This window comes from Bradyrhizobium sp. B097 (assembly GCF_038957035.1).
GTDB lineage: Bacteria > Pseudomonadota > Alphaproteobacteria > Rhizobiales > Xanthobacteraceae > Bradyrhizobium.
Map to the genome: position 1 here is coordinate 7,931,213 of NZ_CP152412.1, position 15,104 is coordinate 7,946,316.

At 63.7% G+C, this 15,104-nt stretch carries 11 protein-coding genes and 1 riboswitch; of the genes, 5 read left to right on the forward strand and 6 right to left on the reverse strand.

All coding sequences use genetic code 11. The annotated features are described in order from the left end of the window. Positions 1 to 41 precede the first annotated feature (41 nt). The 6 genes from uca to AAFG07_RS36505 are packed head-to-tail and all read right to left on the reverse strand — an operon-like array spanning position 42 to position 7,845. A complete protein-coding gene (gene uca, locus AAFG07_RS36480) occupies positions 42 to 3,584 on the reverse strand; it encodes an urea carboxylase (protein WP_342724470.1) in 3,543 nt (1,180 codons plus the stop codon). A 3-nt stretch (positions 3,585 to 3,587) separates the two neighbouring features. Continuing rightward, the gene (locus tag AAFG07_RS36485; RefSeq protein WP_342724471.1) at positions 3,588 to 4,226 is read right to left on the reverse strand and encodes an urea amidolyase associated protein UAAP2; all 639 of its coding nucleotides are present in this window, start codon (positions 4,224 to 4,226) and stop codon (positions 3,588 to 3,590) included. Continuing rightward, a complete protein-coding gene (locus tag AAFG07_RS36490) occupies positions 4,223 to 5,068 on the reverse strand; it encodes an urea amidolyase associated protein UAAP1 (RefSeq protein WP_342724472.1) in 846 nt (281 codons plus the stop codon). Before AAFG07_RS36490 ends, AAFG07_RS36485 begins: the two co-directional genes overlap by 4 nt. Continuing rightward, positions 5,065 to 5,898 (reverse strand): ABC transporter ATP-binding protein, encoded by an 834-nt coding sequence (locus AAFG07_RS36495; protein WP_342724473.1) that lies wholly within the window; start codon positions 5,896 to 5,898, stop codon positions 5,065 to 5,067. Before AAFG07_RS36495 ends, AAFG07_RS36490 begins: the two co-directional genes overlap by 4 nt. Continuing rightward, the gene (locus tag AAFG07_RS36500) at positions 5,895 to 6,713 is read right to left on the reverse strand and encodes an ABC transporter permease (protein ID WP_176529135.1); all 819 of its coding nucleotides are present in this window, start codon (positions 6,711 to 6,713) and stop codon (positions 5,895 to 5,897) included. Before AAFG07_RS36500 ends, AAFG07_RS36495 begins: the two co-directional genes overlap by 4 nt. A gap of 58 nt (positions 6,714 to 6,771) precedes the next feature. After that, positions 6,772 to 7,845: a putative urea ABC transporter substrate-binding protein gene (locus AAFG07_RS36505; RefSeq protein WP_342724474.1), complete on the reverse strand. Its 1,074-nt coding sequence runs from the start codon at positions 7,843 to 7,845 to the stop codon at positions 6,772 to 6,774. Positions 7,846 to 7,923: 78 nt separating this feature from the next. Then, positions 7,924 to 8,034, reverse strand: a riboswitch (guanidine-I (ykkC/yxkD leader). A 727-nt stretch (positions 8,035 to 8,761) separates the two neighbouring features. Here AAFG07_RS36505 and AAFG07_RS36510 point away from each other — a divergent pair. The 5 genes from AAFG07_RS36510 to AAFG07_RS36530 all read left to right on the forward strand — a co-directional run bounded on the left by AAFG07_RS36510 (position 8,762) and on the right by AAFG07_RS36530 (position 15,028). Beyond that, complete coding sequence (locus AAFG07_RS36510) at positions 8,762 to 10,732, forward strand: AMP-binding protein (protein ID WP_342724475.1); 1,971 nt, start codon at positions 8,762 to 8,764, stop codon at positions 10,730 to 10,732. Continuing rightward, a complete protein-coding gene (locus AAFG07_RS36515; RefSeq protein WP_342724476.1) occupies positions 10,729 to 11,514 on the forward strand; it encodes an ABC transporter ATP-binding protein in 786 nt (261 codons plus the stop codon). Before AAFG07_RS36510 ends, AAFG07_RS36515 begins: the two co-directional genes overlap by 4 nt. A gap of 9 nt (positions 11,515 to 11,523) precedes the next feature. After that, positions 11,524 to 12,453, forward strand: a complete 930-nt coding sequence (locus AAFG07_RS36520; RefSeq protein WP_342724477.1) for a branched-chain amino acid ABC transporter permease — start codon at positions 11,524 to 11,526, stop codon at positions 12,451 to 12,453. A gap of 15 nt (positions 12,454 to 12,468) precedes the next feature. Beyond that, positions 12,469 to 13,596 carry a branched-chain amino acid ABC transporter permease gene (locus tag AAFG07_RS36525; protein ID WP_342724478.1) on the forward strand — a complete coding sequence of 376 codons (1,128 nt, stop codon included), beginning with the start codon at positions 12,469 to 12,471 and terminating at the stop codon, positions 13,594 to 13,596. Positions 13,597 to 13,702: 106 nt separating this feature from the next. Next, entirely contained in the window at positions 13,703 to 15,028 is a 1,326-nt protein-coding gene (locus AAFG07_RS36530) for an ABC transporter substrate-binding protein (protein ID WP_342724479.1), read from the forward strand. The last annotated feature ends 76 nt before the right edge of the window (positions 15,029 to 15,104 follow it).

The following is a 15,104-nucleotide window of genomic DNA, read 5'->3' on the forward strand; positions in this document are numbered from 1 at the left end:
CCATGACGGGACAGGACCGCAGCAGATCGCCGCGGCCGAATCTACTCCGGCCGGATCAACGCCACCACATCGCCCGCGCGCAGCGTCTGGCCGGGCTTGACCGGCACCGACGCAATGCGGCCCGCGCTCGGCGAATGCACTGATATCTCCATCTTCATGGACTCGATGATGGCGAGTGTGTCGCCGGGTGCGACCACGGCGCCCTCCTCGACCAGTATCTTCCAGATGTTGCCCGGCACCTCCGAGAACGCGCCGACCTGGCCGTCGGGAATGCCGGTTGCCGCAGCCCCTGCATCGATCGATTCCACCGGCGTCTCGTCGAGCTTCATCTCGCGCCAGCGCTGGCGCTCGGCATCGAACGCCGCCTGCTGCGTTGCCTTGAACGCGGCGATCGACGGCCGCGCTTCGGCCAACGACTTCGCATAGTCGGCGTAGGAGAACTCGCCCTGCTCGATCCTGATGTCGTATTGCCCGTGCGGGAACGCGGCGCGGGCGTCGAGCAGTTCGTCGGCATCGACCGGGAAGAAGCGGATCTTGTCGAAGAACCGCAACAGCCAGGGATGACCCGGCTCGAACACCCGCGTGGTACGCCAGCTGTTCCAGACCTGGATGGTGCGGCCGAACAGCTGGTAGCCGCCCGGCCCTTCCATGCCGTAGATGCACATATAGGCGCCGCCGATGCCGACCGCGTTCTCTGGCGTCCAGGTCCGCGCCGGATTGTACTTGGTGGTCACCAGCCGGTGCCGTGGATCGAGCGGCGTCGCCACCGGCGCGCCGAGATAGACGTCGCCAAGGCCGAGCACGAAATAGTCCGCATCGAACACGATGCGGCGGACATCGTCCTCGCTGCCGAGCCCGTTGATGCGCCGGATGAACTCGACATTCGACGGACACCACGGCGCATCCGCGCGGACCAGCTCCTGATACTTGCGCATCGCAAGCTCGGCCTGCGGATCCCGCCACGACAGCGGCAGATGCACGGTGCGGCTCGGTACCCGCATCGCATCGACATCAGGCAGTTCGCGCTCGATCTTTCGCAGCAAGTCGAGCAGCTTCGTTCGCGACAGCGCGGTGCCGTCATAATGGATCTGCAGCGAGCGGATGCCGGGCGTGAGATCGATCAGGCCGCCGAGTCTTGCTTCCTCCAGCGCCTGCGCCAGCACATGGACGCGCAGCCGCAGCGCGATGTCGAGCTCCATCGGACCATATTCGACCAGCAGGTTGTCGTCGCCGGCACGGCGGTAGACCACCGGGATCGGACCGTCATCGTTGCGGCCAACGATGGCCGCGCCGAGCTCGGGCGCTTGCAGCACCGTGGGGCCGGCGACGGGATCGTCGCGTTTCACCGGAACGAAGCGGACGGTGTCGCCGGGCCTGAGCTGGCCGACCTTCCACAGCTCGTCGCGCGCGACGACCGCCGGACACACGAAACCGCCGAGACTCGGTCCATCTGGACCGAGAATGATCGGCATGTCGCCGGTGAAATCGATCGAGCCGACCGCATAGGCGTTGTCATGAATGTTCGACGGATGCAGCCCGGCCTCGCCGCCATCGGAACGCGCCCAGCGCGGCTTCGGCCCGATCAGCCGCACACCGGTGCGGGCACTGTTGAAGTGCACCTCATAGCTCGCCGCGAACAGCGTCTCGATGTCCTCGTCGAGGAAGAAGTCCGGCGCGCCATGCGGGCCATAGACCACGCCGATCTGCCACGCTGAAGTCAGCTCTGGCCGGTCGTCCTCCGTTGCGCGCCGCGGCGCCGCAAGGCTCGATGTCTCGGCACCGATATGTAGCACGTCGCCGGCCTTCAGCGAGCCCGTCGCATGGCCACCGAAGGCACCGAGCGCGAACACCGCCCGCGACCCAAGAATTTCTGGCACGTCGATGCCGCCACGCACGGCGAGATAGCTGCGCTGGCCGGGGCCCTTGATGCTGCCGATCACGAGCGTCTGACCCGCGCGCACCGCGACCGGCTCGTCATGGGCGACCTCGGCACCGTCGAGCGATGCCTTCATGCGTGCACCCGAGAGCGCGACGATCGCATCGGTGTTGAAGCGCAAGGTCGGCCCGTTGACCGTTAGTTCCAGCGCGGTTGTGGTCTCCGGATTGCCGACCACGCGGTTGGCAAGACGAAACGACCGCTCGTCCATCGGCCCGCTGGGCGGCACGCCGACATGCCAGAGATGCAGCCGGCCGGGCAATTCCTGCACGCCGCTTTGGGCACCGGGTGCGACGACATCGATGGTGCGGGGGCGATAGACGAATGCGCCGAGCACGCTGGTCGCCACCTGCCCGCTGCGGAACACATCGGACGCCGCGATGGCGCGCAGATAATCCAGATTGGTCTCGATGCCGGCGACGACCGTGTCATCCAACGCCTGCGTCAGCTTTGCGATCGCGGCCTCGCGCGTCTCGGCCGACACGATGATCTTGGCCAGCATCGGATCGTAGAACGGCGACACCTCGGTGCCGGTCTCGATCCATCCGTCGATCCGCGCATCCGGCGAAAACGCGACCTGGGTCAGGCGGCCCGCGCTGGGGCGAAAGCCTGCGCCCGGGTTCTCGGCATAGAGCCGCACCTCGATCGCCGCGCCCTTCGGTGCGAGCGCGCCGGCTTGGCCCAGCACATCCTCGCCGGCCGCCTGCCGGATCATCCATTCCACGAGGTCGACGCCAGTGACCTGCTCGGTGACGGGATGCTCGACCTGGAGACGGGTGTTCACCTCGAGGAAATAGAAGTCCTCGCGCGCGACATCGTAGATGAACTCCACCGTGCCCGCGGATTCGTAAGCCACCGCCTTGCCGAGCGACACCGCAGCCGCATGCAGCCGTTGCCTGATCTCCGTGGAGAGGCCGGGCGCGGGGGTCTCCTCAAAAACCTTCTGGTTGCGCCGCTGCAGCGAGCAATCGCGCTCGCCGAGCGCGACCACATCGCCCTTGCCGTTGCCGAAGATCTGCACCTCGATGTGGCGCGCTTGGGCGACGAACCGCTCGAGATAGACCCGGGCGTCGCCGAAGCTTGCGCGCGCCGTGCGCTGCACGGATTCAAACCGCTCGCGCAGGGTCGCCATGTCGTGGCAGAGCTGCATGCCGATGCCGCCGCCGCCCGCCGTGCTCTTCAGCATCACGGGAAAGCCGATCGCTTCCGCCTGTCGCACCGCCTCGTCGATGGTCTCGAGCAGGCCGGAGCCGGGCAGCAGCGGCACGCCGCTGCGCTCGGCGATCTCGCGCGCACGGTGCTTGAGGCCGAAGGCGTCGAGATGCTCAGGCCGCGGCCCGATGAACTTGATGCCGTGTTCGGCGAGCCGCTCGGCAAAGCGGCGGTTCTCCGACAGGAAGCCGTAACCGGGATGCACCGCCTGTGCGCCGGTCGCAAGGCACGCCGCCATGATCGCATCGACGTTGAGATAGCTCTCGGCCGCCGGTGCAGGACCAATGCGCACCGCCTCGTCGGCCTCGAGCACCGGCCGCGTGAAGCGGTCGGCGTCGGAATAGACCGCGACCGAAGAGATGCCCATGCGGTGCAATGTTCTGCCGATCCGCCCGGCGATCTCGCCGCGGTTGGCAATCAGGACCTTGCTGAACATGCCTCACGCCTCCGGCTCGAAGATCGTGACCTGTACCGCCGTCGGGAAGAAGCCGTTGCAGGGATTGTTGATCTGCGGGCAGTTCGAGATCAGGCACAGCACGTCCATCTCCGCCACCAGCTCGATGACGTCGCCGGGTTTGGAGACGCCGTCGACCACGGTGAAATTTCCGGCGGGATCGATCGGCACGTTCATGAAGAAGTTCAAATTCGGCACGATGTCGCGCTTCGACATGCCGTACTTCGCGGCTTCGATCACGAAATTCTCGCGGCAGGCGTGCTGGTAGCGGGTCTGGTGCCCGAACCGCACCGTGTTGCTTTCGCAGGAGCAGGCGCCCGCCGAAGTGTCGTGCAGGCCGCAACTGTCGGCCACCACGCGCAGCATCACGCGGCCCTCGTTGGACATGATCCGGGTGCCGAGCCCAACATAGGCCGAACCCTGCGCGCGCAGCGTATCCTGGCCGCTGTAGCGCTCCTGATAGTCGTCGGCACGATAGAACAGCGTATCGACCGCCTGCTGGCCATGGGTATCCGTGATCCGCAGCGTCTGGCCTTTGCGGATGATGGCGGACCACGGCTTGCGCGCGGGAATTTCCGCGTCGAGAACGATGCGGCCGCGGGTCTGAGCGAATTGCGTGGTCATCGCACGGCTCCTTCGCTCATCTCGCCGAGATACAGCGCATTGTTCTGATAGGCGCGGATCGCCTCGGCGGTCGCGGTACGGCACAGATCATCGGCGGCGGGCTGGGCCGAGCGGTAGCGCACGATCTCCACGCTCGCCTGCGGATAGCTTTCCGCGGGATCGAGCGGATGCGGACAGTTCGACAGCGCGATCAGCAAGTCCATCTCCGCACGCAGATCGACGAAATCGCCCTTTTGCCGGCGCGCGCCGGACCACACAAACCTGCCGTCCGCGTCGATGGCAACCGGCGCAAAGAAGCTGACGCAGGAATGGACGTCGCGGCGATCGAGCCCGAGCTTGGCCGCGGCGAGGATGAAATTGTCGCGCGTGTTGCGGAAACTGCCTTCGCCGTATTTCGCCAGGTTGGTCGCCGCCGTCGAGCCGCCGACCACCGCATCATGCGCGGCGCTGCTGTCCTCGGTGATGCCGAGCAGCGCGCGCCCCATGTCCGAGAGCAGCACGCGCCCCTTCTGCATCCGCGCCGCCCACTGCACCTTGATGGTGTCGGCGTGGTTGAGCCGCTCGGTGGTGTCAGCGCTGTTCCAGGCGAGCAGGCTGACGGTCGATGTCCCCGACGTGTTGACGATGCGCAACGTATCGCCGCGGTTCAGCCGTGTGGTCCAGTACCAGCCGGCCGGAATCACCTCGCGACGGATGATCGCGTCAGTGGCGATCGGCGCAGCGTCGCGCGCGGTCGGCGCCGGCAGCGCCCGCGGTGCGTGCTCCTGCCCTGCCGCCTTCAGCTCGTTGTAACGTCGGGTATGCGCCGCGATCTCGGCCTTCTGTTCCTCTGTGAGGATCATGGTTGCTCCTTCAAGACGAGAGCGCCGGGCCGTCCCGGCTGATGCTCCTGGTCTGACCGGGTCGTCCCGATCGGAGCTGGTTGAACGGATGACCGCGGCTCCGCGCTGCGGCGTGGGAAGACCTCGAGGTCGCGTGACACGGTGGCGCCGTAGCGCTCGCGCTCCTCCGGCCGGTTGCGCTGCCGCTCCAGCGCGATCACGCGCGTCGCGAGCCCGAACGCCTCGCTGAGGTCATGCGTCACCATCACGACCGTCAGATGGGTCTCGTTCCAGAGCCGCTTCATCAACAGGTGGATGTCGGCGCGAATCCCCGGATCGAGCGCGCCGAACGGCTCGTCAAGCAGCAGGATTTTCGGACCGCGCATGATCGCTTGCGCCAGCGCGAGGCGTTGCTGCATGCCGCCCGACAGCGCCGACGGATATTTGCTCTCCTGACCGGCGAGCCCGACCTCGGCGAGCAACGCCATGGCCTCCTCGCTGGCGGCGCGCCGTGCGGCGCCGAACAGCCACGCCGTGAATTTGGCGTCACGCAGTTCGCGGCCCAGCATGACGTTTTGCAGCACGGTCAGATGCGGAAACACCGAGTAGCGCTGGAACACCACGCCGCGGTCGGCATCCGGCTCGGCGCGCAACGGCTTGCCGTCGACCATGATCTGGCCGCGGCTCGGCTGCTCCTCGCCGAGCAGCATCCGCAGCAGCGTGGTCTTGCCGCAACCGGACGGACCGACCAGCGCAATGAAGGCGCGCGGCTCGACCTCCATCGTGATGCGCTCGAGCACGATGTGATCGCCGTATTCCTTCCAGACGTCGTCGAACCGGATCGCGCTCATTCCGCCCTCACCGACGCGAACCAGGGAAACAGCCTGCGCTGCGTGACGCGCAGGCCGACATCGATCAGGAACGCCAGCAGCGTGATCCAGGCGACGTAGGGAATGATGACGTCCATCGCGAGATAGCGCCGCACCAGGAATATCCGGTAGCCGAGCCCGGAGTCGGAGGCGATCGCCTCGGCCGCGATCAGGAACAGCCACGCCGGGCCGAGCTGCAACCGCAGCACGTCGATCAGCCGCGGCAGGGTTTGCGGCATCGCGACGCGCAGCGCGATCTGCCAGGTCGAGGCGCCGAGCGTCTGCGCCTTGACGATCTGCTCGCGCGGCAGCTCCTGCACCTTCATGGCGAGGTCGCGGATCATGCAGGGCAGCGTCCCGATCACGATCAGCGCAATCTTGGAATTCTCGCCGAGCCCCATCACGATGAACAAGATCGGCAACAATGCCAGTGGCGGCACCATCGAAGTCACCGACACGAACGGCCCGAGCAGGGCATTGGCGCCCGGCAGCAGCCCGATCACGATGCCGAGGACGAGCGCCGCCACCGTCGAGATCGCCAGCGCCGACCCCAGCCGCCCCAGGCTGGCGACGGTGTCGGAGGCCATCAGATAGCCGCCGGTGCGCGGGTCAACCTCGAACGCCATCTGCTTGACGGCCTGCACCATGCTGGGCAGCGCCGGCAGCAGCTTGTCGTTCGGGTTTTGCGTGAGCCGCGCGCTGGAGCCGGCGAAGTAGGCGATTGCGACCAATACGAACGGCAGCGCGAGCAGATAGAATCGCGTCTGCCGTCCCGGCCGTATGTTCACAAGTCGCATGTTCGCTCCTGCTTGAGGCAACGCGAGGCGCGTCAGGGCTTGGCGTCAGAGCTTGACGTCAAAGCTTGCCTTTGGCGGCTTCGTCCATGTAGGTCGGGTCGAAGCGCAGCTTGACGTTCGACTTGTCGCCCAGCACCGACTTGTCGGCGAGTTCGATCCCGACGGCGTCGGCGGATTTCGCGCCCTTGCCAAGCAGGTCCTTCTCGAACAGGAACTTGCGGACGCGGTCCATGGTGACGCCGATGGTCTGGCTGCGCGTGAACGCTTCGGCGTCCGTTGCCTTGTCGAACAGTTTTGTGGTCGAGAGCTGGCTGTCGAAACCTGCGAGGTCGGTGCCGGAGGCCTTGGCCATCGCTTCCTTGGCGGCCTTCGCGGCGGGATCGTTCGCCGTCATCTTGGACAGGGTCTCGTACCAGATGCCGACCAGCGCCTTGGCGAAATCCGGATTGTCCTTGGCGACCGCAGTGTTGACCACCATCAGGTCCATGATCTCGCCGGGGATCTGCGAGGAGTCGAACACCTTCTTGGCATCGGGCGAGCCGAGGATTTCCGTCACGATCGGATTCCAGGTCACGACCGCGTTGACGTCTGATGTCTTGTAGGCGGCGGCGATATCGGCATCGGAGGTGTTGACGACCTTGACGTCCTTCTCGCTCAGCTTGCTGGTCTCGAGCGCGCGTGCCAGCAGATAATGCGACACCGAGAACTCGACCAGATTGACCGTCTGCCCCTTGATCGCGGCCAGATCCGACTTGTTCTTGAGGATCACGGCGTCGTTGCCATTGGAGAAATCGCCCATCACGACGGCGGTGGTGTCGACACCGCCTGCTGCCGGAATCGACAGCGCGTCCATGTTGGTGATGGTGACGGCATCATAGCCGCCGGCGGTGTACTGGTTGATCGATTCGACGTAGTCGTTGAACTGCTTGACCTCGATCGTGATGCCGTATTTGTCGGCCCACTTCTTGACGATGCCGGTGTCTGCCGCATAGCCCCACGGCATCCACCCGACATAGATCGACCAGCCGACCTTGAAGCTTTTCTTCGGTGCGGCGTCAGCGACGGATGCGGCCGCGAGCACGATCGCGCAGCCGGTGACAACAGAGCGGAGGAAGAAAGAGAACTTGTTCATTGCCGATCCCTCTTGCGAAACTTCACAAAAAGGGACTGGCGAAAAGACCATCGCTCCGCCAATCCCTTGGCTAACGAGGTCTCCCGGGCTTTTATCCCGCCGTGCACCTGCGGGGATGTCTCCCCCGCAAGCGGCTGCTCTCGGACCAGCACCTTGCTTCGCAAGATCGGAACCCTAGCGGCCAACTCGATGCCCATGATGCACGAGGCGTGCCACACCGCCGGTATTTGAATCTCATCAGATTTTTTGGCGCGGCTCGCTGCGCCGCGATGGCCGTTTGCTCAAAAACTGCGCAGACCTGCCCAGAAATGGCTCTGTCATTTCGTCGGCGACGTCAGCAGGATGCCGCTATCGCTGATGTCGAGAGGGGCGTTCGATGCGCAAGCTTTTGAGTGCCCTCTGGCGCGGACTGCATGGCCGCTACGGCTTGACGCCGCGATGCGACGTCGGCGGTCCGAACAGGACCGGGACGCGGGCTCACCGATACGCAGCCATACCCTGATCGATGCGAGTTGGACGAGCGTAGGGTAGATGGCAGCAAGCCTGTCCTATCGCGTCGCGCCCCGACGACGTTGCTTGAATCTATTGACCTGGGGCTCGCAGATCGAACGACGGAGACTCTGTTCTTGCGCTCAGCCGGTCAGAGATGAGGCTCGCCGGGCATTGGGGCTACCCCTTCTGAGCCGACCAGCCTGCTGGCAGAAACGTTCTTGATTGGTTGGTTGCAAGATTCGCTTCGGGAATTGGCGGCCAGTCCGCCCTGCCGGAGGACTGCCCCGTAATCCGGGACTTGTAGGACTCTCGATCCGCTGTCATGTTGGAACATGCGGAACTCGCATGGCTGTTGCCCAAAACGGGCCGGCATCACCATAAGCAGGGGCGAACCAACGCGCCGGTTTTTGGGATCGAGACCGATATGGCCGCTGGCGGATCGTTTGACACGTTCCCCAAATTGCTGCTGCGGAATGCAGCGCAGTTAGGCACCCGTCCGGCGTTTCGGCACAAGGATCTTGGCATCTGGCAGAGCTGGACCTGGGCTCAAGTTGCCGAGATCGTGCGCGCCTACGCCGCGGGCTTGCATCGTCTCGGTTTGCAGCCGGGCGACACGATTGCCGTGGTCGGCTCCAATCGGCCGAAGCTTTACTGGACCATGATGGCAGCGCAGGTGCTGTGCGCTATTCCCGTTCCGGTATACTCCGATGCGGTGGCCGACGAGCTTGCGTTTGTGCTCGCTCACGCCGAGGCGAAGTTTGTCGCAGCGCAAGACCAGGAGCAGGTCGACAAGATCCTGTCGGTGTCCGACCGACTGCCGCAACTCAGCAAGATTGTCTATGACGAGCGGCGCGGCCTTGAGGGCTACGACCACAGTCGGATCATCGCAATCGGCGATGTCATCGAGGACGGCCGCGCAGCGCTTGCAGCCGACGCCGCGCTTGGTGCACGGATTGACGAATTCGTTAGAGCAGCTAAAGGCTCGGACATCGCGATCATTCTCTACACCTCGGGAACGACCGGCGCGCCGAAGGGAGTCATGCTGTCGGCGCGAGGCTGCATCGATGCTGCGACCGACACCACGCGGTTCGACAGACTGACTGACAGGGACGTGGTGCTCGCCTATCTGCCGCTGGCCTGGGCCGGCGATCATTACGTCAGCTATGTGCAAGGCCTTGTGGCCGGCTTCTGCATGGCGTGTCCCGAGAGCGGCGACACGATTGAGCAGGATCGGCGGGAGATCGGACCAACCTTCTACCTGGCCCCACCACGCGGTTTCGAGGCCATGCTGACACGGCTGATGGTCCGGATGGAGGACGCGGCGCCGATCAAGCGGCGATTGTTCAGCTACTTTCTGGACGTCGCGCGGCGATATGGCGAGCAAGTCTTGACGGGACGTCCGGTGCCGCTGTCAGGCCGATTGCTCTATGGGCTCGGGCGCTGGCTGGTCTACGAGCCTCTCAAGAACGTTCTTGGCCTGTCTCTGGTGCGCGTTGCATACACTGGAGGCGAAGCGATCGGTCCGGAACTGTTCGCGTTCTACCGTTCGATCGGACTGAATCTGAAACAGCTCTACGGCCAGACCGAAGCGTTCCTTTATGTAACGTGCCAGCCTGATGGCGAGATCTACTCGGATACGGTTGGTCCGCGAGCGCCCAATGTTGACATTCGCATTGCGGAATCGGGCGAAGTGCAGTTTCGATCGCCCGGCATGTTCCTCGGATATTTCAAGGATCAGGCAAAGACCGCGGAAGCCATGACGTCCGACGGATACGTCAGGACTGGTGACGCGGGCTTTTTCGACGAGAAGACCGGGCATCTGAAGATCATCGACCGCGCGAAGGACGTCGGTCGGCTGGCGGACGGCACGATGTTTGCCCCGAAATATCTCGAGAACAGACTGAAGTTCTATCCCAATATCAAGGAAGCGGTCACTTTCGGTGACTCCCGGGATTTTGTTTGCGCGATGCTCAACATCGACCCGGTCGCCGTCGCAAATTGGGCGGAACGCAACAACGTTGCCTACGGTTCGTATCAGGAACTGGCCGGGCATCCGCTGGTCTACGACATGGTCGCGAAAGACGTTGCCGAGGTGAACCGCTCGCTTGCCAAGGAAACGGTGCTGGCCGGCGCGCAGGTTCGCCGCTTCCTCATCCTGCCCAAGGAGCTCGACGCGGATGACGGCGAGTTGACCCGCACGCAGAAGGTGCGCCGCCGGTTCATTGCCGAGCGCTATGCGCCGCTGGTCACGGCGCTCTACAACGGCTCGCAGGAAGCCGACATTTCCACCGAGGTCACGTTGGAGGATGGTCGCAAAGGTACGATCGCGGCACGGGTCAAGGTTCGCGACATGCGAGTCATCGGTCCGGCAGAATCGCTGGGAAAAGCAGCATGAGAGCGCCGGACACCAACGAAATCCTGCTGCAGGTCGAGGGCGTGGCACTTGCCTTCGGCGGCGTCAAGGCGCTGCGGGACGTTTCGTTCAACGTCAGAAGAGGCGAAATTCGGGCCATCATCGGCCCCAACGGCGCCGGCAAGACCTCGATGCTGAACGTCGTCAACGGCTTCTATCATCCCAACCGTGGCGTCATCACCTTCAAGGGGCGCACCCGGGCCAAAATGCAGCCTTTCGAGGCGGCGCGCGGCGGCATCGCGCGCACCTTTCAGAATGTCGCTCTGTTCAAGGGCATGAGCGCGCTCGACAACATCATGGCGGGCCGCACCTTGAAGGTGCGCCGAGGGCTGTTATGGCAGGTGCTGCGTTATGGCCCCGCCCTCGCGGAGGAGGCCGAGCATCGGCGCAAGGTCGAGGAGATCATCGACTTTCTGGAGATCGAGACAATCCGCAAGGTACCGGTTGGGCGTTTGCCATACGGTTTGCAGAAGCGTGTCGAACTCGGTCGCGCTCTGGCGATGGAGCCCGACCTTCTCCTCCTCGACGAGCCGATGGCAGGCATGAACCTCGAGGAGAAGGAGGACATGTCGCGCTTCATCACTGATGTGAACAACCATTACGGCACGACCATCGCCCTGATCGAGCACGACATGGCCGTGGTCATGGATCTGTCGGATCGCGTAGCGGTGCTTGATCACGGTGTAAAGATCGCCGACGGCACGCCCGATGAAGTGAAGAAAAGTCAAGCCGTCATCGACGCATATCTTGGCGTCGCGCATTGAGGTGCGTCTATGATCGCACTGGGTCAGTTTCTCGAGGTCCTGATCGGCGGATTGATGTCCGGCGTGCTCTATTCGCTGGTCGCGCTCGGCTTCGTGCTGATCTTCAAGGCATCCGGCGTATTCAATTATGCTCAGGGAGCAATGGTATTGCTCGCGGGGTTGGCGCTGGTTCGCGCCCTCGACCTCCTGGTCGCCAACGGCCTTCCGCTTTGGGTCGCGGTCGTCCTCGCGATCGGCTTTGCCGCCGTGATCATGGCGGCAACGGCCTGGCTCATCGAGCGGTTCGTGATCGGACCTCTTCTCAACCAGGACGGCCTGACGCTGTTCATGTCGACGATCGGCGTGACATTCGTCATCGAGGGCGCCGCGGAGATGATCTTCGGATCGGATGTCTATCCGTTGCGGCTGTTCCCGACCGACGCCTGGTTCTTGTTTGAAAGCCTGTTCCCGGGTGGGATTCTGGTCAACAAGCTGGATGTCTGGGGCGCGTTGATCGCAGGCGTCCTGGTCGCCGGCCTCGCCGTCTTCTTTCAGCGCACCAAGACCGGTCGCGCTCTCAGAGCCGTGGCCGATGACCATTTGGCCGCGCATTCAGTCGGTATCCCGATCAGTTGGATCTGGTTTGTCGTCTGGCTTGCCGCCGGTCTCGTTGCGCTGGTCGCGGCGACCGTGTGGGGGACCAAGCTCGGCGTGCAGTTCTCCATCACTTTTCTCGCACTAAAGGCGCTGCCGGTTCTGATCATCGGGGGCCTCACCTCGATTCCGGGAGCCATAGTCGGCGGGCTCATCGTGGGGGCGGGCGAGAAGCTTGCCGAGGCGTATCTAGGGCCGTCCATCGGCGGCGGTATCGAATATTGGTTTGCGTTTGTGCTGGCGTTGGCGGTGCTCCTCGTGCGGCCGCAGGGGCTGTTCGGCGAGCGGATCATCGAACGTATCTGAAGCAAGGAGTTCGTCGTGCTTTATCGCGAGGCCGGCCAGTTCAAGACGAGCTACGCGGAGGACATGGCGATCTTTCCGATCCGTCAGGACCGTATTGCGCTTGCCGTCTTGCTCGCGATCGCTTTCGTTGGCGTGCCGCTGTTGGCCACCTTCCATATCTGGCCGTTCCGCACCGACTATCTGTTGTGGGCGATCCTGCTGCCCTTCCTTATCCTGGCGCTCGCCGCCATCGGCACGAACATACTTGTCGGCTATTGCGGCCAGATTTCGCTAGGCAGCGGCGCGTTCATGGCCATCGGCGCCTATTCCGCCTACAAGCTGGCGACTGGCGTTCATATCCCGCTTGCCTGGCTTGGCTTCGCGATCTCGATCCCGCCGTTGCCCGTGCTGACATCCATTCTGCTTGGCGGGTTTATGGCGGCGGGTGCCGGAATCCTGTTCGGTATTCCCAGTTTGCGGATCAAGGGTCTCTACCTGGCGGTCGCAACGCTCGCCGCGCAGTTCTTCTTCGATTGGGCGTTCCTGCGAATTCCGTGGTTCACCAACTACGCCCCGTCGGGATCGGTCAATGCGCCGGCGCTGGATTTCTTCGGCATGGTCGTTCGCACGCCGGTCGAGCGCTACCTGCTGTGCCTGCTCTTCGCGACCGTGATGGCGGTGTTGGCGAAGAATCTCGTTCGCGGCAATCTTGGCAGGCAGTGGATGGCGATCCGCGACATGGATATCGCCGCCGAACTGATTGGTATCCGGCCGCTCTACGCCAAGCTCACGGCGTTCGCGGTCTCTTCCTTCATCATCGGGGTGGCGGGTGCGCTCTGGGCGTTCGTCTACCTCGGTTCATGGGAGCCGCTTGCGTTCTCGATCGACCGCTCGCTCGAGCTTCTGTTCATGGTCATCATCGGCGGGCTCGGATCGATCATGGGTTCGTTCATCGGGGCGGCTTTCATCCTCATCGTGCCGATCATGCTGAATGTGATTCCAACCGAGCTCGGCCTGCCACTGTCGACGCAAACGATCACGCACCTCCAGTTCATCATCTTCGGATCCTTGATCTGTTATCTGCTGATCAAGGAACCCCATGGCTTCGCCCGGCTGATATCGATCGGCAAGGAGAAGCTCAGACTTTGGCCGTTTCCCTATTGAAGGAACGATCGCGCCTCGGTCGCAACGCGGATGGCGGCCGTTGACAGCGGAGAGGAAGCAAGCATCGCGAACGGGAATGAGGGACTTTAAGGAGGAGGATATCAATATGGCAAGCATTGCACGCAGTGTATTGATACTAGCGACCGCCTTGGCCGGCGCCGCGTTTAGCGCACCGGCCGCAGCGCAAAACGAGCAGTTCATCCCGATTCTGTCCTACCGGACCGGACCGTACGCCGTGAACGGCGCGCCGTATGCGAACGGCGTGGCCGACTACTACAACCTGATCAACGAGCGCGACGGCGGCATCAACGGCGTCAAGCTTCTGGTCGAGGAGTGCGAGACCGCCTACGCGACCGACAAAGGCGTCGAGTGCTATGAGCGTCTCAAGAGCAAGGGTCCAACCGGCGCGGCCTTCGTCAATCCGCTGTCGACCGGCATCACCTTCGCGCTCACCGAAAAGACCGCGACCGACAAGATCCCGATCATCACGATGGGGTACGGCCGCGCCGATTCCAAGAACGGCGCGGTGTTCCCGTACAACTTCCCGCTGCTCGGCACCTACTGGTCCGCGGCAGATATCGCGATCCAGCACGCCGCCAAGGAGCTCGGCGGGTTCGACAAGCTGAAGGGCAAGAAGATTTCGCTGCTGTATCACGACAGCCCGTATGGCAAGGAGCCGATCCCGATGCTGCAGGTGTTGGCGCAGAAGTACGGCTTTGAGTTCACGCCGATCCCGGTCACCCACCCCGGTGTCGAGCAGAAGTCGCAATGGCTGGCGATCCGCCAGAATCGGCCGGACTATGTGCTGGTCTGGGGCTGGGGCGTCATGAACAGCACGGCAATCAAGGAAGCGGCCGCCGTCGCCTATCCGCGCGACAAGATGATCGGTGTCTGGTGGTCGGGCGCAGAGCCGGATGTGACGCCGGCAGGTGATCAGGCCGCCGGCTACAAGTCGCTGATGCTTCAGCATGGTGCAGGAAAATATCCCGCTCACACTGACATAGAGAAGTACGTCTACGCCAAGGGCAAGGGTTCGACAGAACCTGGCAAGATCGGCGAAGTTCTCTACAACCGCGGCATGACGAACGCCATGCTCGGCGTGGAGGCGATCCGCAAGGCGCAGGAAAAGTTCGGCAAGAAACCGCTAACGGGCGAGCAGGTCCGTTGGGGGCTTGAGAACCTCATCCTCACCGCTGATCGTATCAAGGAACTCGGCTTTGAGGGGATGTTGAAGCCGGTGAGCATTTCCTGCTCCGACCACGAGGGCGCGCGCTACGGGCGCGTCCAGCAATGGGACGGCAAGGGTTGGAAAGTGATCTCCGACTGGTACACGGCCGACGAATCGCTCATCGAGCCGCTCGTGGCCGACGTGTCCGCGAAGTATGCCGCGGAGAAGAAGATCGCGCCGCGCGACTGCGCAAAAGAAACCTGAGCCGGTGCGAGTGATCCGGGAGGCAGGTTTGCCTGCTCCCGGATCCAGGACCCTGTTCCAGTTTGGAGGTCTGCGC